The sequence below is a fragment of the Kurthia sp. YJT4 genome (assembly GCF_030219945.1).
GTDB lineage: Bacteria > Bacillota > Bacilli > Bacillales_A > Planococcaceae > Kurthia > Kurthia gibsonii.
The window spans coordinates 2,862,779-2,886,878 of the sequence record NZ_CP126689.1 but is presented as its reverse complement, the minus strand read 5'-3'; the positions used below and the strand labels follow the sequence as shown (position 1 = coordinate 2,886,878).

Genomic DNA, 24,100 nt, shown 5'->3' with positions numbered 1-24,100 from the left:
AGTACATTCAAAATGATAGCTGAATCCAAGGAGGAACATGCATGGAAAACTTTAAGTATCAAAACCCAACGAAGCTCATTTTCGGTAAGGGGCAAATTCAATCACTAGGACAAGAGATTCCAGCGGATGCAGAGCGCGTTCTTCTATTATACGGTGGCGGTAGTATTAAGAAGAATGGTGTGTACGACCAAGTGATGGCGCAGTTAAAAGAGGCTGGTAAAGAGGTAGTCGAGCTTTCTGGTGTAGAACCAAATCCACGTCTAACAACAGTTCAAAAGGGGATTGATCTTGTAAAAGAGCATGAACTTGATTTTATTTTAGCTGTTGGTGGCGGTAGTGTTATTGACTGTGCAAAAGGAATCGCAGCGGGTTCGCATTATGACGGGAATGTGTGGGAGCTTGTAACGAAAAAAGCATTCACACAATCAGCTGTGCCAATTGGAACGGTATTAACGATTGCGGCTACAGGTTCTGAAATGAATGGTAGTGGCGTTATTACAAACTGGGAAGAGAATGATAAGCGTTCATTCGGTTCGATTCATACGTATCCGAAATTCAGTATTTTAGATCCTGAATTGACGTATTCTGTACCATTGAATCAAACAATTTACGGTATTGTCGATACGATGTCGCATGTATTCGAGCAATATTTCAATGCGTCAACGAACACACCACTACAAGATCGTTTTGGTGAGTCGATTCTGCGTACAGTACTTGAAGTAGGACCAAAATTAGTGAAGGATTTACATTCATACGAATATCGTGAAGTGATGATGCTAAATAGTACATTCGCATTGAATGGTGTCTTATCAATGGGTGTAAAAACAGACTGGGCGACACATATGATTGAACATGCGGTGTCTGCTGTGTATGATATTCCACATGGTGGCGGTTTAGCGATTCTATTCCCTTCTTGGATGTCATTCGTTAGCGAACAAAAACCTGAAAAAGTGGCGCAACTAGGTAAGAATGTCTTTGATTTAGATGCGACAGGTAAGACGGATGCAGAGCTTGCGAAAGAAACGATTGCGGCTTTACAAGAATTCTGGACTTCAATTGGTGCGCCAACAAAATTAGCTGATTTTGATATTGATGATGCACAGCTTGATTTAATGGCAGAGCGTTCAATGGTTGCTGAAAAAATCGGTAGCTATGTACCACTATCAAAAGAAGACGTAAAAGAAATTTTAAAGCGTTCATTATAAGAGAGAAGGCTAAGGAGGAATCCTTAGTCTTTTTTAATAGGAAAATCGAGATGAAATAATCGATTGTACATGTCGTACTTGTCGTAAAAGATTATGATGAGGCGATTGCATTTTATACAAAAAAACTGCATTTTACATTGGTAGAAGATATAGAACAACCAGAGCAGAATAAGCGTTGGGTGGTCGTATCACCACCTAATTCGAATGGAACGAATCTATTATTAGCGCGTGCTTCGAATGAAGAACAGCAAGCTTTTATCGGATGACAGTCGGGTGGACGCGTCTTTTTATTTTTACAAACGGATGCTTTTGAGCGTGATGTACGTGATACGTACGAAAAGGGGATTGAGTTTGTAAGAGAGCTACAGACGCAATTAACTGGGGTTTGTTAATGGGCATACATTTAAACAGCAGTGAGAGCAGATTTCTCAATCGAAAAATAGTATAATATTTAAATAGGAAGAAACTCGATTGAAAAGGATGTTTAATACGTATGGATGAACAAGTAAAATTGTGGATTACACAGTTTCAACAAGAAAAAGATGCGGATGCTTTAGAGAAGTTAAAAGAATATTGTGTGGTCATGATTGAACCACTCATTGTGGAGTTTACAGAGAAGTACGGGGAAGAAGCTGGTGTGCTGTTACGTTCAAAATGGGATAAGCGCTTCTTCTTTATCTTTTCAAAATATCAATTGAATGTAGGATTATCACTTGAGAGTTTTGTTCAAAACACATATCGCTTTTACTTCATGCAAGTGTTGCGAAAAGCAGGGTACATTCAATAATAAAAAACAGGTTGGAAGCATAGTGTATATGTTCCAGCCTGTTTTTAAATTAGCCATAAACGATGTCTTCTGCAAGGTTTGTGAATACTTCACCTACGACAGAGTCTTCATCGTAAATCGATGAGCCAAGATTTTCTTCTGGTTTTGCGAATGGTACGCGTGCGATGACGTCACACTTTAGTGAGCGTGCAAGGTTGTCGCCGCCACCTTGACCTAGAATATAGTTCTTCTGACCATCTGGTGTTTCAAAGTATGCCATGTTTTCAACGACACCTAACACTTCATGTTTTGTATGAATGGCCATCATACCTGCACGAGAGGCAACGTATGATGCGGTGTTATGTGGTGTTGTGACGATGATTTCTTTTGCTTGTGGAATCATCGCCGCGACATCGATTGCGACATCTCCTGTTCCTGGTGGTAGGTCAATCAGTAAATAATCGAGTTCGCCCCAATGTGTGTTTACAAGGAAGTTACGAATCCATTTATTTAGCATTGGTCCACGCCACATCACAGGTTGATTGTCTTTTGTATAGAAGCCCATCGACATAATTTTAACGCCAGCTACTTCTACAGGAATCGCTGTTTGGTCAATCATTGTTGGTTTTTGTTGTGTACGCATCATAGCAGGAATACTAAAGCCATAAATATCAGCGTCCACAATCCCAACACGTTTGCCAAGTCTCGCAAGTGCAGTCGCTAGGTTAATCGTTACGGTTGATTTACCTACGCCACCTTTACCACTTGTGATGGCGATAAATTGTACACCTGAATCGGGTTCTAACATTTTCGGCATACCTTGCTTGTTGACGTTTTGTGTTTTTAACGAAGCAGTTAAAGCCATGCGTTCTTCATCGGTCATTGTACCGAATTGTAATGCTACTTCTGTTGCGCCGATTGCTTTTAATGCATCTTCCACGTCTTGTTGGATTTTAGCTTTTAGCGGACAACCTTTAATTGTTAGCACTACTTCTAACGAAACATGCGTACCATCAATTTGAACATTGCGTACCATATTTAGTTCGACAACGCTTTTATGAAGTTCAGGATCTTGCACGTCTTTTAATGCATTCACCACATTTTCTTTTGTTAACATACGGGGTATACCACCTTACTATTTTAAATTACTGCCAAGCCCTTTAAGGAAATGGATACCGAAATTCATCGCGCGATTGACATCTGGATCGTTCATCATTTTGATGAGTTTTAGTTTGCTGATTTTATCTTGTTCAGCGATTGCTTTATTCGCTTCGTCCACGCCACTCATCAAACCTGCTACTAACTTTGTTGTAACAGCAGGATCTAAAGAGGCAAGTGCCCCTGCAGCGCCCATCATATTATTGATGATGTTCGTTACAGGTTTACTTGTTAATTGACCTAATGCGATATTTGCTACGTCTTCTTTTGCTTCAAGCATTTTGTTTGCTGCGTCTAAAGCGCCGATTGAATCAAGTTCACCAATCAATTGCATGATTTGTTGAATGGCACTGTCGTTTTCGCTCACTAATTGCTTTAAGTTTTCTAGCTTTTGTTCTGTTACTTGTTCTTCTGTTAGAACTTGTTTTTTAATCGTATTAATTGGTGCAGCCATAATTATTCTCCCCCGTTCGTTGTTAAGTGTACATAACCTGGGCGATCCCATTTACGTTGTACTTCAACACCGTTTTGCGGATGACGTTTTTTAGAACGTGGATTTGTTCTTGGAAGCGGTGATTTACCTTTTGATTTTAAAACTTCCACACGTACTTTTGTTTGTTTATAAGCAGGTGTAGATGTATTCACATCTAATGTTTGACCTGTTAAGAAGTTGATTGCTGAATCTTTACTTGTCGAGTTCATCGGTAAGAATAGTTCGTTACCTTGTACACGGTCTGTAATTAACGCTGGTAATTTTAGTGCGCCATTTGGTGATACTAATCGAAGTAATGCACCTTCTTCAATACCACGTTCTTTTGCAAGTTCAGGTGATACTTCGACATAAATTTCAGGTACTTTTGATTGAATACCTTGTGATTTATTCGTCATATTTCCTTCGTGGAAGTGTTCTAAAATACGTCCGTTATTAATTAAGCAATCATATTGTGCTTCATATTCTACTGGTGGAATCCAGTCATTTAATGCGAAGCGTGCTTTTTTGTCTGGGAAGTTGAAGCCATCTTCGTAAAGAAGTGGTGTATCTTTACCATCTAGGCTACCCCAACAGAAGCTACCCCAGTTTTCAAGAACGTCATAGTTTGCTTGTGCAAAGAATGGTGTTAAGCTTGCCATTTCAGCGAAGATTTCACTTGGATGACTGTAGTTCCAATCAGCACCTAAACGACGTGCTACATCTTGTAGAATAACCCAGTCTGGTTTTGATTCGCCAAGAGATGGAAGTACTTGATATAGACGTTGAACACGACGTTCTGTATTTGTGAATGTACCTTCTTTTTCAAGTGATGGAGATGCTGGTAAGATGACATCTGCATATTGAGCTGTACGTGATAGGAAGCAATCTTGTACAACGAAGAATTCAAGTTGTGATAATACATAATCGACGTGGTTTGAATCACAGTCTACTAATGCCATATCTTCCCCAACTAAATACATCGCCTTCATATCGCCATCTGTAATCGCATCCAGCATTGCCATGTTTGTACGACCTGGTTCAGCTGGGATTTTTGAGCCATATGCTTCTTCGAATTTTTGACGCGCTGCATCGTCCGTTACTTTTTGGTAACCCGGTAATACATTTGGTAATGTACCCATATCACAAGCACCTTGTACGTTATTGTGACCACGTAATGGATAAGCGCCTGCGCCTGGGCGACGGTAGTTACCTGTCGCAAGTAGTAAGTTTGAGATAGCTGCTGAAGTATAAGAACCACCGTTATTTTGTGTAACACCCATACCCCACAGTACACATGTACCGTCTGCTTCTTTAATCATCTTCGCTACTTCGATTAATGTCTCTTTTGAAATACCTGTTTCTTTTTCAGCGTATTCAAGTGTGTATTTATCAAGAACTTGTTTGAATTCTTCATAGAAGTTCACGTTGTTTTGGATGAACGCTTCATCATGCCATCCTTGGTCGATGATGTATTTTGTCACAGCCATTAACCATACTTGGTCTGTGCCTTGGTTTGGATGCATGTAAATGTCTGAGCGCTCTGCCATTTCGTTTTTACGAACGTCCGAAACGATTAATTTTTGACCGTGTAATTTATGTGCACGTTTTACGCGTGTTGCTAAAACAGGGTGTCCCTCTGCTGGATTTGCACCAACGATAATAACTAAGCCTGCTTTTGCGATATCTTTAATCGTACCTGCGTCACCACCGATACCAACTGTACGTTGTAAACCATCTGAAGCAGGTGATTGACAGTAGCGTGAGCAGTTATCGACATCATTCGTTTCGAATAATTGGCGTGCCATTTTTTGAATTAAGTAGTTTTCTTCGTTTGTAATTTTTGAAGAAGAGATGAATCCGACAGAGCCAGGACCATGTTCTTTTTGGATACCGCCTAATTTTGTAGCGATTAAATCAAGTGCTTCATCCCAAGATGATTCAACGAATTCATCATTTTTACGGATTAATGGTTTTGTAATACGTTCTTCTGAGTTGACGAAGTCCCAACCGAATTTACCTTTAACACAAGTTGAGATGGCATTAACAGGTCCTTCAGAAGGTTGAACTTTTAAGATTTTACGACCTTTTGTCCAAACTTCGAATGAACAACCGACACCACAGAATGTACAAACTGTTTTTGTTTTCTTTGTACGTTTACTACGCATCGCTGCTTCAATTTCAGAAATTGCAAAAATACCGCTATAACCTGGTTCTACTTCTTTGATTAAATCAATCATTGGTTCTAATGTATCTTGTTTAATACTTGTCATGAAGCCAGCTTCACCAAGCATTGATTTTTCCATTAGTGCGTTACATGGACATACAGTTACACATTGACCACAACTTACACATGAAGAATCATTGATGTCGACGCCTTCATCCCAAATAACACGAGGACGTTCAGCTTCCCAATCAAGTGATAATGTTTCGTTAACTTGTAGGTTTTGACATACTTCAACACATTGACCGCAAGCGATACATTGGTTGGCATCGTAACGGTAGAATGGGTGAGAGCTATCTACTGCATTCTCTGGTTCTTCTTTTGGAGAGAAAGGATATTTTTGATGTTCAATACCCATCATTTCAGTTGTGTTGTGCAATGTACAGTTACCATTGTTGTTATCACAAACTGTGCAATAAAGCATATGGTTTTCGAGTAAACGATCCATCGCTTCTGTTTGTGCACCTTTGGCATTAGGGGAGTCGAGTTGAATGTTCATACCGTCAACCGCTTTTGTTGAACATGAGCGTACAAGTTGACCGTCTACTTCGACGATACAAGTATCACATGTCTTAATGGGATCAACTGAAGGTACATAACATACTTGTGGATGTTCGATGTTGTATTTATTGATTGTCTCAAGAATCGTTGCATCTGGTTCAACGTCATAAGGCAAACCGTTAATTTTGATTTGTGTCATGGGCTAGTTCCTCCGTTTTGTATTTTGATACGTTATCATCAGCGCGTTCATTTTGAAAAAAATGAGGGAATAGAAAAAATGAGCTTTTTTAAAAAAATTGTCTTGTTATGTATTTCTATTCCCTAAATTTCACAAAATAAATAAACAAGTGATGATCTGTGTATCGAAACTTTGTAAAAAAAAATCCACCATGAATCAGCACACAAAATGTTTGTATGTTGATTAGACATGGTGGATAAAATTCTTAGCATCTCTTGCTAAAAATCCAATCTACTTTTTAAATTGTTAGACTTAACTCATCGTTAAGAAAAATAGCATTTACCCATTCGAATGGAATAAGAAAATCCCAAAAATCATAACGAAAAGAAAAATCCATATAACTGACACAATTATAGACCTATTGACTAAATTATACAACATCATCCGAGAAATATTCTTTATTGAGAATTATTATCAATAAAAAAAGCTCTTTAAATTTCTGAGGAGTTGCTTTATCATTAACCAATTGTAAGGGTGGGCTCGTCGTTGAAATGGTAAAATCAAGTAAAAACATGTGAGGAGAATGGTTAATATGTCTCAAAAAATTCATGCGTTTAATGATATTATTCGTAAGCTACGAAAGGATTTATTCGGTAAAGGTCCAGAACGAATTCACACCGTTTTTGTGGAGAATATGGCAGTATCGACATTGGTGGGAAATATCACACCAACGGAAAAATTCATCGCAAATTCACCAGAAGGACTTAAAATGGTTCACGCTGCGAGAACTTCGATGATTCAAGATTTATATGCTGAAAAAACACCTGATGGCATGGAGGAGTTAGTTGGCTCTAAGCTTGTTCACCTTTTCTCTGATATTAAAATTGAAGAGGATATTGCCATCTCTGTTTTTGTCTTTGAGGACAATATTACGGAGTAGAGGGAGATGCCAGATGGAAAACACAGTAAAAAGAAATGTTCTTCGTATTGTGGGAAATAATGCGAAAGAAATGGAAGATACGATTGTGACAGAATACGCGGTTACTGTAAAAGTAAACCAAGAAGAATTTGTCACGATGGTTTGTACACCTGAATATGTAGAAGATATGGTTATTGGTTATCTAGCTTCTGAACGTGTCATTCGAGATTTTGATGATATCGAACAAATTTGGCATCAAGAGAAAGAAGGATTTGTACATGTGAAAACGAAACGCGTCAATCCATATTTCCAACAGATGCAAAATAAGCGCTACATTACATCGTGTTGTGGTGCCAGTCGTCAAGGGTTTGTCTTTGCGAATGATGCTTTAGTGGCAAAGAAGATGGAAGAAGTACATGTGCGCGTTACACCAGAAGAATGTCATCGTCTTATGCACAACATGCAAAATGATGCGACAATTTTTCAGGAAACAGGCGGCGTGCATAATGCTGCACTCTGTGATGCTTCAGGTATCGTATTAAGTCGTATGGACATCGGTCGTCATAATGCACTCGATAAAATTTATGGTTATTGCCTACGTAATCAAATCTCGATGCAAGATAAAATCATTGTATTCAGCGGACGCATCTCTTCAGAAATTTTACTGAAAGTATCAAAAATTGGCTGTGAAATCGTCTTATCAAAATCTGCACCAACAGCTTTGGCTTTAGAATTAGCAGACCATTTAGGTATTACAACAGTAGGCTTCATTCGAAAAGAGGGAATGAATGTATATACACATCAAGAACGCATTCAATTACAAGACGAATGTTAATTTGGATGAAAAAAGAAGGAGGAATTTCATATGAATCATGTTAAAGACCAACTTCAAAGACCGCTTAGGGATTTACGAATATCCGTAACAGATCGTTGTAATTTTCGTTGTAGCTACTGTATGCCAGCAGAAGTATTTGGACCTGATTATGCCTTTTTACCACACGATAAAATCCTCAGTTTTGAAGAAATTCAAAGACTGGTAAAAGTATTTGTATCGCTCGGAGTTGAAAAAATTCGGATTACAGGTGGAGAACCTTTATTACGAAAAGACTTACCTACACTTATTCACATGATTGACGCTGTAGAAGGCGTGAAAGATATTGCGATGACGACGAACGGGACACTATTAAAAAAATTCGCCCAACCTTTAAAAGATGCAGGTTTACAAAGAGTGTCGATTAGCTTGGATTCATTAGATGAGGATCGATTCTTTGAGATGAATGGTCGACGTGGTCGAGTGAAAACTGTTTTAGAAGGTATTGAAAAAGCCGCTGAAGTAGGACTTCAAGTGAAGATTAATATGGTTGTGAAGAAGGGGGTCAATGATCAAGATATTGAACAGATGGCTGCTTTCTTCAAGGAGAGACAACATATTCTTCGCTATATTGAATATATGGATGTCGGAAATTCAAACGGCTGGCGTTTAGATGATGTTGTTTCGAAAAAAGAGATTGTTGAAAAAGTAAATGCTTTTTCGCCCATTCAACCGATTGACCCGAACTATAAAGGGGAGGTCGCATCCCGCTTTGAATACGCAGATCAAAAGACAGAGATTGGTGTCATATCATCCGTTACCGACTCGTTTTGCTCTACATGTTCACGCGCGCGTATTTCGGCTGAAGGGAAGTTATACACATGTTTATTTGCGACAAAAGGAACGGATTTACGAGACTTAATTCGCAATGAAGAAGATGATGAAATCGTATTAAAACAGATTTCACGTGTTTGGGAAAACAGAATCGATCGTTATTCAGATGAACGAAATGAGCAGACGATGAAAGAGAGAAAGAAACATAAAATCGAGATGTCTCATATTGGTGGATAATGTACAAATTTGAGGAGATGTAAGAAGTCATGAGTTTTAATAAACCTGCAGAAATTGCAGAAATTGCTGTAAATGTTGGTGTCGAGAAAGTCGCATCACCAATCAAAAAAATGCTCGTTCTTGGTTTTTTAGGCGGCGCATTTATCGCATTAGGATTTTTATTAGATATTCGTGTTATGGCAGCTATGCCAGCAGAGTGGGGAAGCTTCATCACATTAATTGGAGCTTCTGTCTTCCCACTTGGTTTGATTCTTGTCTTATTAGCAGGGGCTGATTTAATCACTGGTAATATGATGACCGTACCTTTAGCATTATACGCAAGAAAAATCACATTCACGCAATTATGTATTAACTGGTTCTGGGTAACACTAGCCAACTTATTAGGTGCTTTATTTGTGGCATTTGCTTTCGGTCATTTTTTAGGATTAACAGAGACAGGTCCATTTTTAGATAAGACAATTGCTGTCGCAGACGCTAAAATTGGGGATTCATTCCTACATACATTCGTATCAGGAATCGGTTGTAACTGGTTAGTATGTTTAGCTGTATGGCTATCATTCGGTGCACAAGACTTCATCGGGAAAATCGTTGGTATTTGGTTCCCAGTCATGGCATTCGTTACACTTGGTTTCCAACACGTTGTTGCCAATATGTTCGTTATTCCAGCAGCTATTTTCGCAGGACATGCAACATGGGCAGACTTAGTTTCAAATGTTGTACCAGCATTTTTAGGTAATGCAGTGGGTGGCGCAATCTTTGTTGGTGCAATCTACTTTGTAGCGTACAACAAGAAAAAAGCAGCAGCAAAATAAATAAAAAAGGGGCAAGGTATTTCACCTTTGCCTCTCTCTTTTTATTGATGGTTATAAACGCCGCTTTTACCACCCGTTTTTTGAACTAAATAGGTTTCTTTAATCACCATCGATTTATCAACTGCTTTACACATATCGTAGAATGTCAGTGCCGCAATCGAAACAGCTGTCAGTGCTTCCATCTCAACACCTGTTTTACCGCTACATTTGACTGCTACTTCGATATGCAGTTCATAGCCTTGTTCTGCTTTTTGATAATCGAATGTAAAATCTGTACCTTGTAACATAATAGGGTGACACATCGGGATTATATCGGACGTTTTCTTTGCACCCATAATTCCAGCGATTTGTGCCACTTGTGTTGGATCACCTTTTTTAATACCGCCATTTTGAATGGCTTCGTACACTTCGTCGGATAGTGTAATTGTACTGCGTGCAATCGCTGTACGTTTTGAAATATCTTTATCTGAAATATCGACCATTTTCGGTCTACCTTCGTCGTTCCAATGTGTAAAGTTTGTCATAAGTTAATCTCCTTTTGGTAAATCTTGTTCGTAGTTAATATTTGTAAATACACGCTCGTTATCCGAGAATGGAACGTAATGAACGTGGATGAGGTCGAGCAAAGCCTTCATACTTCGTCGCTCTTGTGCGATGAGTTCCGCGGTTTTTTTAAAAATCTTTCGATGGTATAAACCAGCGAGTGGCTGGATGCGTTCATGTTGTTTTGGAATGATGGCGTCGTATGATTCGTCTATCTCATGCAACATTTTTTGAACAAAGTCAGCTGTCATGTAAGGCATATCTGCTGCGATTAAAAAGAACCAATCGACTTCTTTGAATGTTTGAAGCAGTTCATGTAGTACGAAAAGAGGTCCTTGATGTTTTGTTTTTTCAATGAGAAATGTCAGTTGTTCATCTGGTTGAAAGAAGGGGAATAAATCATCATTTGTTGCGATAATATAACGTGATAATTGATTTTCTTTCAAGGATTGAAGACTATATTGATAAAGTGGTACATCATGTAAGGGTTCAAACATTTTAGGACGACCAAAGCGAGAGGACTGTCCGCCAGCTAATACGACACCTGCAATATTCATATGCGGTGCAACTCCCCTACGAAGTGTTGTACAGTAGGCAAAATGAGTTTTTGCATGGCTAGATTGACTGCATTTTTTGAACCAGGTATGACATAGATGGCTGTCTGTTTAAAGCAACCAGCAGTAGCTCGGCTGAACATCGCTTTTGGACCAATTTCGTCATAGCTTAATGAACGGAATAGCTCACCAAAGCCGATCATCTCTTTTTCAAAAAGAGGTGTAATCGCATCATATGTTTGATCGCGTTGTGAAAATCCAGTGCCACCTGTAATAATAATGGTATTGATGTGTTCTTGAGCAGACCATTGGCGTACATGTTCGAGTATTTGAATGGGTTCGTCGCGTTCGATTACATAGTCGGCAACTTCAAATTTTGCATCTTGTAACAGTGTATGAATTAATTGTCCGCCGGTATCGGTATCCTTCGTTCGCGTATCACTAACCGTTAAGATGGCTGCGTGAATCGCTACTTCTTGATGTGTAGGGTGCAAAGACAGCGACCTCCTTGTGCGTATTTTGAGTCTTATTATAAAGCTATAAATAAAAACGTCAAACAAAAATTGTAAGAGAAAGGTGGCGAGTCGTCATGAATGACCGTTACTCAAGACAAGAATTATTTCGCCCAATTGGTGAAAAAGGACAACAATTATTAAGTGAAAAACATGTGTTAATTGTCGGTGTTGGCGCATTAGGAAGTGCGAGTGCAGAGGCATTAACGCGTGCTGGTGTAGGGAAATTAACGTTAATTGACCGCGACTATGTCGAATGGAGCAATTTACAAAGACAACAACTTTATACAGAAGCAGATGCAGCTGAAAAACTTCCGAAAGTGATTGCAGCTAAATCACGTTTACAAGCGATTAATTCGGATGTAGAAATCGAAGCGCATATTGCAGATGCCTCGAGCGAATTACTGCCAACACTCGTTGAAACAGTAGATGTCTTAATTGATGCGACTGACAATTTTGATATTCGTTTTATCTTAAATGATATTAGTGCTAAATATAAAATTCCTTGGGTGTATGGTTCGTGTGTGAGTAGCTATGGTGCAACTTATACGGTTATTCCAGACGAAACTCCTTGTTTTTACTGTTTAGTTGACGTCATTCCTAAAACGACGATGACCTGTGATACGGCAGGAATTATTAGTCCAGCAGTGCAAATTGTAGCAGCATACCAAGTAGCTGAAACACTGAAAATATTAACGGGGAATATAGAAGCAGTGAACCGCAAATATAAAACATTTGATGTTTGGCAAAATCAACATTTTGAAATTAATGTGGAGAAGATGCAAAATACCGCGTGTCCATGTTGTGGAGAACAAGCCACACATCCTTACTTAGCCTACGAAAATCAGACGAAATTAGATGTTTTATGTGGGCGCGATGCAGTTCAAATTCGTCCGCCAAAAGCGATTCAATATGATTTTCAAGCACTACAGTCTAAACTTGAAAAACAAGGGAATGTGCAGTGTAATCCGTATTTATTATCGTATCAAACGGATACATATCGCTTTGTTTTATTCCAAGATGGTCGCGTCGTCATTCATGGTGTACAAGACCCGCAACAAGCAAAAAAAATTTATTATCAATTACTAGGATAAGGAGTGTTCAATATGGTAGAGAAAAGAAATCCGATTGCTGTTTCAGAAGCAGTTAAACGTGTGATGGACTATGCTTATACAGAAAAAGTAGAATGGGTTCCACTCATAGAGGCGAATGAACGCTTCTTGGCAGAAAATCTTGCTGCAGACCAAGATGTCCCTTCTTTTGATCGTTCTCCTTATGATGGTTTTGCGATTCGTGCAGTGGATAGTCAAAAAGCGACAAAAGAAACACCAGTATCATTCAAAGTAGTTGGTGAGATTGGTGCGGGCTTTGTGTATGAACAGGAAGTACAAGCTTTTGAAGCAGTGCGTATTATGACCGGCGCCCCGATTCCAAAAGGCTGTGATGCTGTTGTGATGTTGGAACTAACAAAAGACGAAGTACGGGATGGACAAACGTATATGTCGATTAACCGTTCGTATGAAGCAGGCACGAATATTTCATATCAAGGTGAAGATGTTCGAAAAGGTGAAGTGCTCATTCAAAAAGGACAATTTATTAACCCAGGTGTGATCGCATTACTCGCGACATTTGGTTATGCGGAAGTACCTGTTTTTAAAAAGCCTGTGGTCGGTGTAATTGCAACAGGTAGCGAATTACTTGAACCGAATGAACCGCTTCAAGCAGGTAAAATTCGTAATAGTAATGCGTACATGATCATGGCGCAAATTGAGCGAGCAGGCGCAACTGCGAAATACTTCGGGCAGTTTAGTGATGATTTAGATGTATGTATTGAAGAAGTGAAAAAAGCTTTATCACAAGTGGATATCTTAATTACAACAGGTGGCGTATCAGTGGGAGATTACGACTATTTACCAGCGATTTATGAAGCGATTGGTGCAACCGTTCTATTCAATAAAGTGGCGATGCGACCAGGGAGCGTAACAACTGTTGCAGCTTTAGATGGTCAGCTACTCTATGGTTTATCCGGTAATCCATCGGCTTGTTATGTTGGATTTGAATTATTCACTCGTCCAATTATTCGAAAAAGCTTTGGTAGTCCAACACCACATTTACGTAGAGAAAAAGCGATATTAGGTGAGGACTTTACGAAAGCGAATCCATTTACGCGCTTTATTCGAGCGACGCTGCATTATAATGATGGTCAATTAGTAGCGACACCATCTGGTTTTAATAAATCGAGTGCGGTATCTTCTTTAGCAACTGCGAATGCGTTCATCGTATTGCCGGGTGGTTCGAGAGGTTATGAAAAAGATATGCCAGTAGATGTTTTACTGTTAGAAGATGTACAGGGAAGTGAATGGCCATGGGACAATATCAAAAAATACTCCAAGTTGTAGGGTATCAAAATAGCGGTAAGACAACATTGATGGAACAACTCATTCGAGAAGCCACCGCGACTGAATTACGTGTAGCAACAATCAAACATCATGGGCATGGCGGTATTCCTGATGTAGAAAGTTCAAAAGATAGCATGCGCCATGAACGAGCAGGTGCAGCAGTGGCAGCAGTAGAAGGTGGTGGGGTTCTACGGTTAAGTGCCAAAAGAGACCAATGGAATTTAGAAGATATCCTTGATTTATATCAGCATTTTCCGATTGATTTAATTTTAATTGAAGGGTATAAACATGCTTCTTACCCGAAAATCGTCATCTTACAGATGGAAGAAGATTATGAGTTATTGACGGAGTTACATGAGATTATGTGTGTGCTGTATTGGCCGACTTATACAGGTGAATTACCAACGGATTATCCTACTTTTTCAATTGACGCAAAAGAGGATTATCTAGCATTTTTATGTAAGGAAATGAGGTTTGAACATGCAGGAGAATAAGTTTGAGATTGTAGACCAACCAATTGATGTAGAAGCGATGCGTGCAAAGGTGATGGATCGTAACGCAGGAGCAGTTACATTATTTATCGGTACGGTTCGAGAGATGACAAAAGGGAAAAAAACATTGTCACTGCAATACGAAGCCTATGCACCAATGGCGATTAAAATGTTCGAACAAATCGAACATGAAATTTTAGAACAGTGGCCAGATGTACGATTAGCGATTTCGCATCGTGTCGGGTTATTAGCGATTTCAGATATTGCAGTAGTGATCGCAGTATCTTCGCCACATCGTAAAGTTGCCTATGAAGCGAATGAATTTGCGATTGAACGTATTAAACAAATTGTTCCGATTTGGAAAAAAGAACATTGGGAAGACGGGACTGCTTGGATTGGAGACCAACTAGAAAATGTACCGTATCCAAACGGACGACCAGAGGAGGCGGAATAAGATGATTTCGATTTTATTCTTTGCACAATTACAAGAAAGTATGGGGCAATCACAGATGGAAGTGCCATTAGAAGGGAAAACAGTGGCAGAAGTGAAAACTTGGTTAGAGAAAGAGTATCCATTACTCTCTTTAGGACAGGTAATGACAGCTGTGAATGAAGAATTTGCGCGCGACCAAACAATTGTCAATGAAGGGGACCAAGTAGCATTTATTCCACCGATTAGTGGCGGCTAAATAAAATAGTCTGGGCATGCATGTATATAAACATAAGAAAAACTGGAATCGCGCTTTGGCGCGGTTCCAGTTTTTTGTTTCAAACGCTAAAAAAGTGACATGTTTTGTCTATGCATCAACTCGAATGAGATGAACACAGAGTAACATGATGAATGAGATGACTACCATACAAATGACGAGTGTCCATGCAACACTCATATTCCCTGAGTCAATTGCAGTATAGATGGCAAGTGGTGCAGTCTGTGTTTTACCAGGAATATTCCCTGCAAACATTAATGTAGCACCAAATTCACCTAATGCACGCGCAAAGCTTAAAATACCACCCGATATAATGGCTTTGGCAGCAAGTGGAATGGAGATGAATAGCAAGACTTTCCATTCACTTGCACCGTCTACACGCGCAGCATTTTCAATATCACGACTGACACCTTCAAAACCTGTTTTTGTCGATTGATACATTAATGGGAATGCGACGACAATCGAGGACAGAACAGCTGCCCAAAACGTGAAAATAATGGGTGCGTGAAAGAGCCATTCAATTGCGTCACCGACAAAACTGTTTTTTCCGAAGATGACAATGAGTAAAAAGCCGACAACAGTAGGTGGTAACACAAGTGGGAGTAGAAGGAGTGTCTCAAAGAGTACCTTCCCACGAAACTGCCGATGTGCCATCCATTTGCCCAGCAAAATACCGACAATAAGGACGACAATACTCGCGATGCATGCAACTTGTAGCGACAGCTTGAGTGGCGTCCAAATGTCCGTATTCATACACTATTTCGCTCCTTTGAACCCGTATTTTTCGAATGTTTTCATCGCTTCATCACTTTGTAAGAAATCATAAAAAGCTTGTGCTTCTTTTGGATGTTTACTGTCTTTAATGATTCCAACAGGATAGATAATGGGCTGGTGTGTATCACTTTTAGCAGTCGCAACTAATTGAGCTTTGTCGGAAGTACGCGCATCTGTTTCATAAACAAGACCAGCATCTACATTACCCGATTCTACATAGGTTAAGACTTGGCGTACATCTTTTGTGTAGACGATTTTGTCTTTTACGCTTGTCCAAAGCTTTAAAGCTTCAAGCGTTTCGCGACCGTATTGCCCAGCAGGTACAGATTCAGGTGTACCAAGTGCAATTTTTTTTGCTGTTGTTAAGTCTTTAAAAGACTGAATATTGTTGTTTGTATCTTTTGGTGTAATTAAAACTAATTCATTGGCTAATAAGTTCACTTGCTTGGATTTTTCAATATCACCACTCTGTACTAATGCATCGAATGGTTCTGAAGCTGCTGAAAAGAATACATCAACAGGTGCTCCTTGCGCAATTTGTTGTTTTAAAGCACCAGACCCACCAAAGTTGAACTGTACGTTGACATCTGTGTGTTCCTTCTCATATGTTTTTTGAAGTTCCACTAAAGCATCCTGCAAACTAGCGGCAGCTGACACAGTAAGGTCGACTGGCTGCTTAGATGAAGATTCTTTCGAAGTCTCTGTATTCGAACAAGCGGTCAGTAGTGCGAGTAACAATAAGGTTGTAACTAAACTATAAATCTTTTTCATTATGAATGAACTCCTTTTATAGCTCGTTATAACAAGACACCCTCATTATAATCATTTATAACTAAAATTGGAAGGTGGTTTATTCTTCTTGTTTTGGTTCTTTAAAGGGTGTAATTTTTTAATGGATATGGAAAATTGAATCGGCTAAAAATGGTTAAAGTTATGGAATAGGGGGAACGGATTGTGGTAGAGTGGTTGGTTTTTAAATGACAAAAATCAGCCCGATTGTTCGTCACCCGAAGAGGCAGTTGGTAGACTGTTTTTTTAACAAAAGACTACACATGTAATTTGGGAGGAATCAACTATGTATAGAAGTAATGGTAACTATGAAGCATTTGCACGACCGAGAAAACCAGAAAGAGCCGATCGCGTATCCGCTTATTTAGTTGGTTCAGGGTTAGCATCTTTAGCAGCCGCAGCATTTTTAGTGCGCGACGGTCAAGTACCGGGAGAGCGTATTCATATTTTAGAGGAACTCTCGATACCAGGAGGATCACTGGATGGCATTGATCGTCCTGATGCTGGATTTGTTATTCGTGGCGGTCGTGAAATGGAAGCGCATTTTGAATGTTTATGGGATTTGTTCCGCTCTGTCCCTTCACTTGAAGTAGAGAATGCTTCTGTACTTGATGAATTCTACTGGTTGAATAAAGATGATCCAAACTCATCTCATTGTCGTATTATTCATAAAAAAGGTGAACGTTATCCAACAGACGGTCAATTCACGTTAAGCGAAAAATCCGTTAAAGAGATTTTACATTTATGCCTTCAAAAAGAAGAAAACTTACAAAATAAAAAAATTACAGATGTTTTTTCTAAAGAGTTTTTTGAATCAAACTTCTGGACGTATTGGTGCACAATGTTTGCCTTTGAAGAATGGCACTCTGCAATGGAAATGCGTCGCTACCTCATGCGCTTTATTCACCATATTGATGCCCTCGCAGATTTCTCCTCATTAAAATTCACTAAATATAATCAATATGAATCGCTAGTTTTACCGTTAATGAATTATTTAAAAGAACAAGGTGTTCATTTCCAATATGACACAGTAGTAAAAAATGTGATGATGAGTAAAGGTGGTCTAGAGAAGGTTGCAAAAGAACTTCATCTTACAGTAAAAGGTGAAGAGCAAGTCGTTCAATTAAGTGAAGACGACCTTGTATTTGTAACGAATGGTTCAATCACAGATAGTTCAACATATGGAACACAAGACGAACCCGCACCGCCAACATATAAAACAAGCGGTGGATGGGACTTGTGGAAAAATTTAGCTGCACAGGATGCGGACTTTGGATATCCTGAAAAATTCTACAAAAATATCCCTAAGGCAAGTTGGTTTGTATCAGCAACCGTTACAACATTAGATGATAAAGTAGCACCATATATTGAGAGAATTAGTAAACGTGATCCCTATGCAGGTAAAGTTGTAACAGGTGGTATTGTTCATGCTAAAGACTCTAATTGGAAAATGAGTTATACATTAAATCGACAGCCACATTTTAAAGCACAGTCAAAAGACGAATTAGTCGTTTGGGTATATGCATTGATTTCAGATCAACCAGGTAACTATATTAAAAAACCAATTACAGAATGTACAGGTATGGAAATTGCATGTGAATGGTTATACCACATGGGTGTACCAGTGAATGAAATTGAAGATTTAGCACGTAACTCATGTAATACAGTCCCATGTTACATGCCATATATTACGTCTTACTTCATGCCACGTGCATTAGGTGATCGTCCACTCGTTGTTCCCAAAGGATCTAAAAACTTAGCGTTCATCGGTAACTTTGCAGAAACAGAACGCGATACGGTATTTACAACAGAATATTCTGTTCGTACAGCGATGGAAGCAGTTTACACATTCCTAGATATTGAACGTGGCGTACCAGAAGTATTCGCTTCTTCATATGACATTCGTATGTTGCTGCGCGCCTCTTATTATTTAAATGATAAAAAAGGTATTCGCGATATGAAAGTTCCAATTTTAGAAGGCATGTTGGCAAAGCATGAATTAAAGAAAATTAAAGATACGTTCATTGAAGAACTTTTAGAAGATTCGGGACTTCTATAGATTTTCTTATATTTAAACAGACGGGAGTAATGGAATGACACAAAAACGCAGTATATCAAAGTTTGGGTTCTTTGCGATGACCGCATCGTTATTTATAACGGTGTACGAATATCCAACATTCGCTGAGTCAGGTGTCATGCTTGTCTTTTATTTACTCCTTTGCGGTATTTTTTGGTTTTTACCAGTAGCGCTCTGCTCAGCAGAGCTAGCTACGGTAAAAGGAAATCAGGACGGTGGTTTATTCATTTGGGTTAGTCGTATGATGGGCGAACGTTTTGGATTTGCGGCTATTTTCTTTCAGTGGTTTCAAATTACGGTTGGATTTGTAACGATGATTTACTTCATTATTGGTGCATTAGCATATGCATTAGATTTTAATGCTATAAATCAAAATCCAGTTTATAAATTTATCGCAGTTTTACTTATTTTCTGGGCTTGTACATTTTTACAATTTAGAGGAACGCAACTAACAGCACGTCTTGCAAAAGTAGGTTTTTTTGTAGGGATTATTATTCCAGTAGTTCTTTTACTCGTTTTATCGATTCAATATTTTAATAATGGACACGAAATTGCGAGTTCCTTTACAAAGAATGGATTCTTCCCAAAAAACCAAACAGACTTTGCGGCACTTGTATCTTTCATGTTGGCATATATGGGTGTAGAGGCATCTGCACCGCATATCAAACAACTTGATGATCCGAAGAAGAATTACCCGAAAATTATGATTTATCTCGTTATTGCAGGAGTTGTTCTAAGCACCATTGGTGGTAGTGTTGTATCAATGGTTGTACCAAGTGACAAGTTATCTTTGAATTCAGGAGTTGTACAGGCTTTTGAAACGCTTGTTTTAACAGGACATCCTGAGCTAGGCATCTTCGTAAAAGTAGCAGCCATTCTTTTAACAATTGGTGTACTCGCACAAGTAAGTTCATGGATTGTTAGTCCTACTGAAGGACTTCATTTTGTAGCACAAAAAGGTTTGCTACCAGCTTATTTTAAGAAGACCAATAAAAATGAAGTACCTGTACCCCTAATTTATTTGCAAGGTCTTTTAGTAAGCATATGGACTGCTATCTTAACATTTGGTGGTGGTGGCAATAATGTATCATTTTTAACCGCAATCTCTTTAACGGTTATTATCTACTTAGTTGCCTATGTCATGTTGTTTATTAGTTACTTCTTATTAATTTTAAAAGCAAAAAACAAAGGATTGGAACGCTCTTATAATGTTCCCGGAGGCCATATCTCAAAAATAATTGTCGCTTCAAGTGGTTTGATTTTGTCGATTTTAGCTATTGTCTCAGCCTTCATCATACCGAGTGAATTGAAGGGTACTCAAGGGTCCACTTATATTTTGACATTGACTGTAGGCTTCATCATAACTGTTGCAATTCCATTTGTTTTTTACCATTTCTATATGAAATATAAACAAGTAAAGGATGTGTAAATATGTGTACAAGTATTTTTACTGTAACAAAAGATGGTAAGTATCTATTATCACGCACGATGGACTTTTCGTTTGAACTCGATACACAACCTGTTTATTTACCAAGAGAACATTCATTTGAGTCAGTAGTGGATGGAACAGAGTATGTTGGTAAGTATGGCGTACTAGGTGCAGGAACAGAGATTGAAGGTCTCTATACTGTTGCCGATGGTGTAAATGAAAAAGGCTTATCAATGGCTGAACTTTATTTACCAGGTGAAGCTTATTATGCAGAAGATAGTAAGGAAGGAGCAATTAATTTAGCACCACATGAATTTATTACATGGGCAATTGAACGTTTTGCAACGATTGATGAGTTAGAAAAAGAATTACATCAAGTACATCTTGTAGCAAAATCGGCACCGCTTATTAACATTATTACACCACTGCATTGGATTGTGACAGATCGTACAGGAAGATGCGTTGTTATTGAACCGCTAACAGAAAATCTAACAATTACAGAGAATCCTGTAGGTGTTATGACAAATACGCCGAATATTCAATGGCATTTTTCGAATTTGCATAACTATTTACATGTGCGTCCGAAACAATATCCTCCTGTGAAATTTGGTGAATATGAAGCAAGAGCTTTCTCACAGGGAACGGGAACGATGGGGTTACCTGGTGGTTATACACCTCCTGAGCGATTCGTTCGAGCGGCATTCTTTAAAGAACATATTAAACAAGCTGAGAACGAAACAGAGGGCGTATCGAATGCCTATCATATCCTTTCAACAGTTCGTATTCCAAAAGGAATTGTTGTTACAGCAGATGACCGAGAAGATTTTTCTCAATATGTCGGAACGATGTGTAACACGTCACTTACGTATTACTACACATCGTATGAGAATTATCAGATTGCTAAAGTACAAATGACCGATGAGCTTTTACAATCAACAGAACCTAGAATGTTTAAAGTTCAAAAAGAAGAAGCATTTAAAGAGTTGAATTAGAAAGGAGGTTCTTTTATGAAGAAAAAACACTTACCAGATGATGCAAGCCCTTTGTATGGTTCGTTAGCATCAGGTAAAGACGTTGTTTTGAAAAAGTTACGTAAAAAACCAATTAGTGCCCATATTGCCTATCAATTAATTAAGGATCAGTTAATTGATGAAGGAAATGCAAGACAAAACTTAGCGACTTTTTGTCAAACATATATGGAACCAGAAGTCACAAAATTAATGTCTGAAACAATGGAGAAAAATGCAATTGATAAATCAGAATATCCAGAAGTAGCACGCTTAGAAACGAGTTGTGTGAATGTACTAGCTGATTTATGGAATGCACCGGATGCCGAGGAAGTGATGGGAACGTCTACTGTTGGTTCAAGTGAAGCTTGTATGCTTGGCGGTATGGCAATGAAGTTTCGTTGGCGAAATCTTGCACGTGAACGCGGACTCGATTTAAATGCACAAAAACCAAATCTTGTGATTTCTTCAGGTTATCAAGTATGTTGGGAAAAATTCTGTGTCTATTGGGATATTGAGATGCGTGAAGTACCAATGGATGAAGAACATTTAAGCATTAATTTAGATAAGGTAATGGATTATGTAGATGAGTACACAATTGGAATTGTGGGTATCTTAGGTATTACGTACACAGGTAAGTTTGATGATATTGAGGCGCTCGATCAACTTGTTGAAAAGTACAACGAAACACATGAACATCAGCTTGTTATTCATGTAGACGGTGCGAGTGGTGCAATGTTTGTACCATTCGTTGATCCTGATCTTGCATGGGATTTCAGATTGAAAAATGTTGTATCAATTAATACATCTGGGCATAAATATGGGCTTGTATATCCAGGTGTTGGCTGGATTTTATGGCGAAATCAAGAATATCTACCAAAAGAATTAATTTTTGATGTGAGCTATCTAGGAGGAAATATGCCAACAATGGCGATTAACTTCTCTCGTAGTGCGAGTCAAGTTGTGGGCCAATTCTATAATTTCTACCGTTTAGGATATGAAGGGTATCGTGAGATTCATAAACATTCACAGAAAGCAGCCATGAATATCTCAAAAGCAATTGAAGAGACAGGACTCTTTAAATTGTATAATGATGGCGAAAATCTGCCCATTGTTTGTTATACGTTAAAAGAAGATGCCGATGTATCTTGGAATTTATATGAATTAGCTGACCGTCTTCAAATGAAGGGGTGGCAAGTTCCAGCATATCCATTACCAGCCGATTTAGATGATATTGTCATTCAACGTTTTGTATGTCGAGCCGATTTAGGTCAAAACCTAGCGGACTCTTTAATAGAAGATTTCTTACAGTGTATCGAAGATTTAAATCATGCACGTGTCTTATTCCACGATGATGATGAACCACATGTACATGGGTTTACACACTAAATTAGAAGGAGTGTTTTATATATGACAAACTATGAAGAAAAAAAGGACAAAATGATTGATAAAATGGCGGAAACGTTAATGAAATTGGATGAAGTACTTGAAAAGTTAGAAGCGAATAAAGAAGATGATAAGTCACATCGCATGAAGGAATGGTATGAAGAGAAGAAAGTCATTCATGAATTTAAGCGTTTATTACATGAAATTCAAAAATATGATCATTATGATGAAAAAGAAGAAGCTAAAATTGACAAGCAATTTGAAGAATACAAATAGTTAAGTGAAGCAGGTGCATATTCTTTTGCACCTGCTTTTTGTTATACTATCTCTAAAAAAGGAAGATTCTATGCGAAAAAAAGAAGGACGAATTCGACATTTTTTTCGAGATGTAAAAAATCTAATTCGTGAAGTGATTTGGGAAGGTATTATTCAAGGTTTTTTGAGTTTTCTCTTGAATCTAATTCTAGCGATTTTTCGATTCATTTTACACTTATTTAAATAAAAGGGGAGGAAAGTTTAGCAAAAGAAGAAGCAATCTATTCATTACTTAACTTTCAAGAGGCACTATATCATCTCGAAATAAGCAAGGAAAGATATTTTTAAAAAGTAATTGTAAATAAGTCTCTCTACATAAAAAAACAATTCATTTAAGTCTTTTAGTATCAATTTTAAAATAAATTCTATTACATATTTTCTTTTAAGAATAAAAATGAAATAAAAGTATTTTTATATAGCATAATTTTATCAACACAGGGTTAATTTATACCATGTTACAAACTTTGTTAAAATGGTAGTGTTATATACATATTTGCTTTTGTTGTAAATAATAATAAAGTAATAGTTAAAATATATTCTAAAAAACACATTCGTTTAAGTTAAGGAGAAAAAGATGTTAAACATCAGTGGTAGATTCTACTTTTATATTGCATTAGAAGTTGTGTTAATTAGTATTGTACTTGGGTGTACCTACTATAATATAGATATGATATCTCTGTTTATCTTGGTAATGAGTCCATTCTTTTTACTATTTAGTGCGATTTGGTTAGAAGTGAATGAACGAAAAAATCCCCTCCTACTATTGGGGAGTATTATTTTATATGTAGTGATTGTGTTAACTAGTTATTTAATGACCTTACATATTGGAACAGAAAAATATTTACCAAAGGCGTCACATTTTAATGAAGGAAGTATGGTCACATTTATTATTTCAATTGTGACAAAGGAAATGCTAATAGGTGTAAGTGTTTATTTGGTTCTCCTCTATTTTTTTAAGGAAAATAACAATAAAACAACAACAGAATAGGATGTATGACCTCTT

General features: G+C 38.1%; 25 protein-coding genes and 1 pseudogene. 18 read left to right on the top strand and 8 right to left on the bottom strand.

Going from position 1 to position 24,100, the window contains the following annotated elements:
- The first annotated feature begins 41 nt into the window (after positions 1-41).
- The 3 genes and pseudogenes from QN089_RS14435 (at position 42) to QN089_RS14425 (ending at position 1,992) form a co-directional block, all read left to right on the top strand.
- A complete protein-coding gene (locus QN089_RS14435; protein ID WP_285215595.1) occupies positions 42-1,205 on the top strand; it encodes an iron-containing alcohol dehydrogenase in 1,164 nt (387 codons plus the stop codon).
- A 62-nt stretch (positions 1,206-1,267) separates the two neighbouring features.
- A pseudogene (locus tag QN089_RS14430) lies at positions 1,268-1,591 on the top strand (VOC family protein); the annotation flags it as partial.
- 107 nt (positions 1,592-1,698) lie between these two features.
- Complete coding sequence (locus QN089_RS14425; RefSeq protein ID WP_087681010.1) at positions 1,699-1,992, top strand: hypothetical protein; 294 nt, start codon at positions 1,699-1,701, stop codon at positions 1,990-1,992.
- Between the two features lie 49 nt (positions 1,993-2,041).
- Here the strand turns inward: QN089_RS14425 and QN089_RS14420 are convergent, their stop codons facing one another.
- From QN089_RS14420 to fdhF, 3 genes are read right to left on the bottom strand one after another with little or no spacing between them, the layout of a single operon-like run.
- A complete protein-coding gene (locus QN089_RS14420) occupies positions 2,042-3,088 on the bottom strand; it encodes an Mrp/NBP35 family ATP-binding protein (protein ID WP_285215594.1) in 1,047 nt (348 codons plus the stop codon).
- Positions 3,089-3,106: 18 nt separating this feature from the next.
- Positions 3,107-3,583, bottom strand: coding sequence for a helical membrane plugin domain-containing protein (locus QN089_RS14415; RefSeq protein WP_121177714.1), 477 nt, complete (start codon positions 3,581-3,583; stop codon positions 3,107-3,109).
- Between the two features lie 2 nt (positions 3,584-3,585).
- The gene (gene fdhF, locus QN089_RS14410) at positions 3,586-6,522 is read right to left on the bottom strand and encodes a formate dehydrogenase subunit alpha (protein ID WP_285215593.1); all 2,937 of its coding nucleotides are present in this window, start codon (positions 6,520-6,522) and stop codon (positions 3,586-3,588) included.
- Between the two features lie 571 nt (positions 6,523-7,093).
- Here fdhF and QN089_RS14405 point away from each other — a divergent pair.
- Genes QN089_RS14405 through QN089_RS14390 form a run of 4 tightly spaced genes read left to right on the top strand, consistent with a single transcriptional unit; the run spans position 7,094 to position 10,114 of the window.
- Complete coding sequence (locus QN089_RS14405) at positions 7,094-7,441, top strand: Na-translocating system protein MpsC family protein (protein WP_068450260.1); 348 nt, start codon at positions 7,094-7,096, stop codon at positions 7,439-7,441.
- Between the two features lie 13 nt (positions 7,442-7,454).
- A complete protein-coding gene (gene fdhD, locus QN089_RS14400; protein ID WP_068450262.1) occupies positions 7,455-8,255 on the top strand; it encodes a formate dehydrogenase accessory sulfurtransferase FdhD in 801 nt (266 codons plus the stop codon).
- A gap of 30 nt (positions 8,256-8,285) precedes the next feature.
- On the top strand, positions 8,286-9,302 hold the full coding sequence (moaA, locus tag QN089_RS14395) for a GTP 3',8-cyclase MoaA (RefSeq protein WP_068450264.1): 1,017 nt from the start codon (positions 8,286-8,288) through the stop codon (positions 9,300-9,302).
- A 29-nt stretch (positions 9,303-9,331) separates the two neighbouring features.
- Positions 9,332-10,114 (top strand): formate/nitrite transporter family protein, encoded by a 783-nt coding sequence (locus tag QN089_RS14390; protein WP_285215592.1) that lies wholly within the window; start codon positions 9,332-9,334, stop codon positions 10,112-10,114.
- Between the two features lie 41 nt (positions 10,115-10,155).
- Here the strand turns inward: QN089_RS14390 and moaC are convergent, their stop codons facing one another.
- From moaC to QN089_RS14375, 3 genes are read right to left on the bottom strand one after another with little or no spacing between them, the layout of a single operon-like run.
- Positions 10,156-10,638 (bottom strand): cyclic pyranopterin monophosphate synthase MoaC, encoded by a 483-nt coding sequence (gene moaC, locus QN089_RS14385; protein WP_121177706.1) that lies wholly within the window; start codon positions 10,636-10,638, stop codon positions 10,156-10,158.
- 3 nt (positions 10,639-10,641) lie between these two features.
- Entirely contained in the window at positions 10,642-11,214 is a 573-nt protein-coding gene (gene mobA, locus QN089_RS14380; RefSeq protein ID WP_285215591.1) for a molybdenum cofactor guanylyltransferase, read from the bottom strand.
- A complete protein-coding gene (locus QN089_RS14375) occupies positions 11,211-11,705 on the bottom strand; it encodes a MogA/MoaB family molybdenum cofactor biosynthesis protein (protein ID WP_087681018.1) in 495 nt (164 codons plus the stop codon). Before QN089_RS14375 ends, mobA begins: the two co-directional genes overlap by 4 nt.
- Before the next feature lie 95 nt (positions 11,706-11,800).
- On the opposite strand from QN089_RS14375, the gene QN089_RS14370 reads away from it, so the two are divergent.
- From QN089_RS14370 to moaD, 5 genes are read left to right on the top strand one after another with little or no spacing between them, the layout of a single operon-like run.
- Positions 11,801-12,817 carry a MoeB/ThiF family adenylyltransferase gene (locus tag QN089_RS14370; RefSeq protein ID WP_087681019.1) on the top strand — a complete coding sequence of 339 codons (1,017 nt, stop codon included), beginning with the start codon at positions 11,801-11,803 and terminating at the stop codon, positions 12,815-12,817.
- A gap of 12 nt (positions 12,818-12,829) precedes the next feature.
- Positions 12,830-14,122: a molybdopterin molybdotransferase MoeA gene (locus QN089_RS14365; RefSeq protein WP_285215590.1), complete on the top strand. Its 1,293-nt coding sequence runs from the start codon at positions 12,830-12,832 to the stop codon at positions 14,120-14,122.
- Positions 14,089-14,616: a molybdopterin-guanine dinucleotide biosynthesis protein B gene (gene mobB, locus QN089_RS14360; protein ID WP_350310898.1), complete on the top strand. Its 528-nt coding sequence runs from the start codon at positions 14,089-14,091 to the stop codon at positions 14,614-14,616. Before QN089_RS14365 ends, mobB begins: the two co-directional genes overlap by 34 nt.
- On the top strand, positions 14,603-15,067 hold the full coding sequence (locus QN089_RS14355; RefSeq protein WP_285215588.1) for a molybdenum cofactor biosynthesis protein MoaE: 465 nt from the start codon (positions 14,603-14,605) through the stop codon (positions 15,065-15,067). Before mobB ends, QN089_RS14355 begins: the two co-directional genes overlap by 14 nt.
- A 1-nt stretch (position 15,068) precedes the next feature.
- A complete protein-coding gene (moaD, locus tag QN089_RS14350; protein WP_121177694.1) occupies positions 15,069-15,302 on the top strand; it encodes a molybdopterin converting factor subunit 1 in 234 nt (77 codons plus the stop codon).
- A 108-nt stretch (positions 15,303-15,410) separates the two neighbouring features.
- Here moaD and modB read toward each other — a convergent pair whose 3' ends face one another.
- Together modB and modA are read right to left on the bottom strand one after the other, a co-directional pair.
- Positions 15,411-16,073: a molybdate ABC transporter permease subunit gene (gene modB / locus QN089_RS14345; protein ID WP_068450283.1), complete on the bottom strand. Its 663-nt coding sequence runs from the start codon at positions 16,071-16,073 to the stop codon at positions 15,411-15,413.
- Positions 16,074-16,076: 3 nt separating this feature from the next.
- Positions 16,077-16,865 (bottom strand): molybdate ABC transporter substrate-binding protein, encoded by a 789-nt coding sequence (modA, locus tag QN089_RS14340; protein ID WP_068450284.1) that lies wholly within the window; start codon positions 16,863-16,865, stop codon positions 16,077-16,079.
- Between the two features lie 304 nt (positions 16,866-17,169).
- Between modA and QN089_RS14335 the strand changes: the two genes are divergently transcribed.
- From QN089_RS14335 to QN089_RS14310, 6 genes are all read left to right on the top strand, one after another.
- Positions 17,170-18,942, top strand: a complete 1,773-nt coding sequence (locus QN089_RS14335; protein ID WP_285215587.1) for an oleate hydratase — start codon at positions 17,170-17,172, stop codon at positions 18,940-18,942.
- 34 nt (positions 18,943-18,976) lie between these two features.
- Positions 18,977-20,389 carry an amino acid permease gene (locus QN089_RS14330; RefSeq protein ID WP_285215586.1) on the top strand — a complete coding sequence of 471 codons (1,413 nt, stop codon included), beginning with the start codon at positions 18,977-18,979 and terminating at the stop codon, positions 20,387-20,389.
- Between the two features lie 2 nt (positions 20,390-20,391).
- On the top strand, positions 20,392-21,381 hold the full coding sequence (locus tag QN089_RS14325) for a choloylglycine hydrolase family protein (protein WP_068450291.1): 990 nt from the start codon (positions 20,392-20,394) through the stop codon (positions 21,379-21,381).
- Positions 21,382-21,396: 15 nt separating this feature from the next.
- A complete protein-coding gene (gad, locus tag QN089_RS14320) occupies positions 21,397-22,785 on the top strand; it encodes a glutamate decarboxylase (protein WP_068450292.1) in 1,389 nt (462 codons plus the stop codon).
- A gap of 21 nt (positions 22,786-22,806) precedes the next feature.
- Entirely contained in the window at positions 22,807-23,058 is a 252-nt protein-coding gene (locus tag QN089_RS14315; RefSeq protein ID WP_087681031.1) for a hypothetical protein, read from the top strand.
- A gap of 613 nt (positions 23,059-23,671) precedes the next feature.
- Positions 23,672-24,085 (top strand): hypothetical protein, encoded by a 414-nt coding sequence (locus QN089_RS14310; RefSeq protein WP_285215585.1) that lies wholly within the window; start codon positions 23,672-23,674, stop codon positions 24,083-24,085.
- Positions 24,086-24,100: the final 15 nt, after the last annotated feature.

Bases quoted from the DNA above. Each gene is read 5' to 3' on its own strand.
- QN089_RS14335 (WP_285215587.1), top strand. From the start codon at position 17,170: ATGTATAGAAGTAATGGTAACTATGAAGCATTTGCACGACCGAGAAAA.
- QN089_RS14420 (WP_285215594.1), bottom strand. From the start codon at position 3,088: ATGTTAACAAAAGAAAATGTGGTGAATGCATTAAAAGACGTGCAAGAT.
- fdhF (WP_285215593.1), bottom strand. From the start codon at position 6,522: ATGACACAAATCAAAATTAACGGTTTGCCTTATGACGTTGAACCAGAT.
- QN089_RS14390 (WP_285215592.1), top strand. From the start codon at position 9,332: ATGAGTTTTAATAAACCTGCAGAAATTGCAGAAATTGCTGTAAATGTT.
- QN089_RS14425 (WP_087681010.1), top strand. From the start codon at position 1,699: ATGGATGAACAAGTAAAATTGTGGATTACACAGTTTCAACAAGAAAAA.
- QN089_RS14435 (WP_285215595.1), top strand. From the start codon at position 42: ATGGAAAACTTTAAGTATCAAAACCCAACGAAGCTCATTTTCGGTAAG.
- QN089_RS14355 (WP_285215588.1), top strand. From the start codon at position 14,603: ATGCAGGAGAATAAGTTTGAGATTGTAGACCAACCAATTGATGTAGAA.
- QN089_RS14370 (WP_087681019.1), top strand. From the start codon at position 11,801: ATGAATGACCGTTACTCAAGACAAGAATTATTTCGCCCAATTGGTGAA.
- QN089_RS14310 (WP_285215585.1), top strand. From the start codon at position 23,672: ATGTTAAACATCAGTGGTAGATTCTACTTTTATATTGCATTAGAAGTT.
- QN089_RS14330 (WP_285215586.1), top strand. From the start codon at position 18,977: ATGACACAAAAACGCAGTATATCAAAGTTTGGGTTCTTTGCGATGACC.
- QN089_RS14315 (WP_087681031.1), top strand. From the start codon at position 22,807: ATGACAAACTATGAAGAAAAAAAGGACAAAATGATTGATAAAATGGCG.
- QN089_RS14365 (WP_285215590.1), top strand. From the start codon at position 12,830: ATGGTAGAGAAAAGAAATCCGATTGCTGTTTCAGAAGCAGTTAAACGT.
- modA (WP_068450284.1), bottom strand. From the start codon at position 16,865: ATGAAAAAGATTTATAGTTTAGTTACAACCTTATTGTTACTCGCACTA.
- mobB (WP_350310898.1), top strand. From the start codon at position 14,089: ATGGGACAATATCAAAAAATACTCCAAGTTGTAGGGTATCAAAATAGC.
- moaD (WP_121177694.1), top strand. From the start codon at position 15,069: ATGATTTCGATTTTATTCTTTGCACAATTACAAGAAAGTATGGGGCAA.
- QN089_RS14405 (WP_068450260.1), top strand. From the start codon at position 7,094: ATGTCTCAAAAAATTCATGCGTTTAATGATATTATTCGTAAGCTACGA.
- mobA (WP_285215591.1), bottom strand. From the start codon at position 11,214: ATGAATATTGCAGGTGTCGTATTAGCTGGCGGACAGTCCTCTCGCTTT.
- moaC (WP_121177706.1), bottom strand. From the start codon at position 10,638: ATGACAAACTTTACACATTGGAACGACGAAGGTAGACCGAAAATGGTC.
- QN089_RS14415 (WP_121177714.1), bottom strand. From the start codon at position 3,583: ATGGCTGCACCAATTAATACGATTAAAAAACAAGTTCTAACAGAAGAA.
- fdhD (WP_068450262.1), top strand. From the start codon at position 7,455: ATGGAAAACACAGTAAAAAGAAATGTTCTTCGTATTGTGGGAAATAAT.
- gad (WP_068450292.1), top strand. From the start codon at position 21,397: ATGAAGAAAAAACACTTACCAGATGATGCAAGCCCTTTGTATGGTTCG.
- moaA (WP_068450264.1), top strand. From the start codon at position 8,286: ATGAATCATGTTAAAGACCAACTTCAAAGACCGCTTAGGGATTTACGA.
- modB (WP_068450283.1), bottom strand. From the start codon at position 16,073: ATGAATACGGACATTTGGACGCCACTCAAGCTGTCGCTACAAGTTGCA.
- QN089_RS14325 (WP_068450291.1), top strand. From the start codon at position 20,392: ATGTGTACAAGTATTTTTACTGTAACAAAAGATGGTAAGTATCTATTA.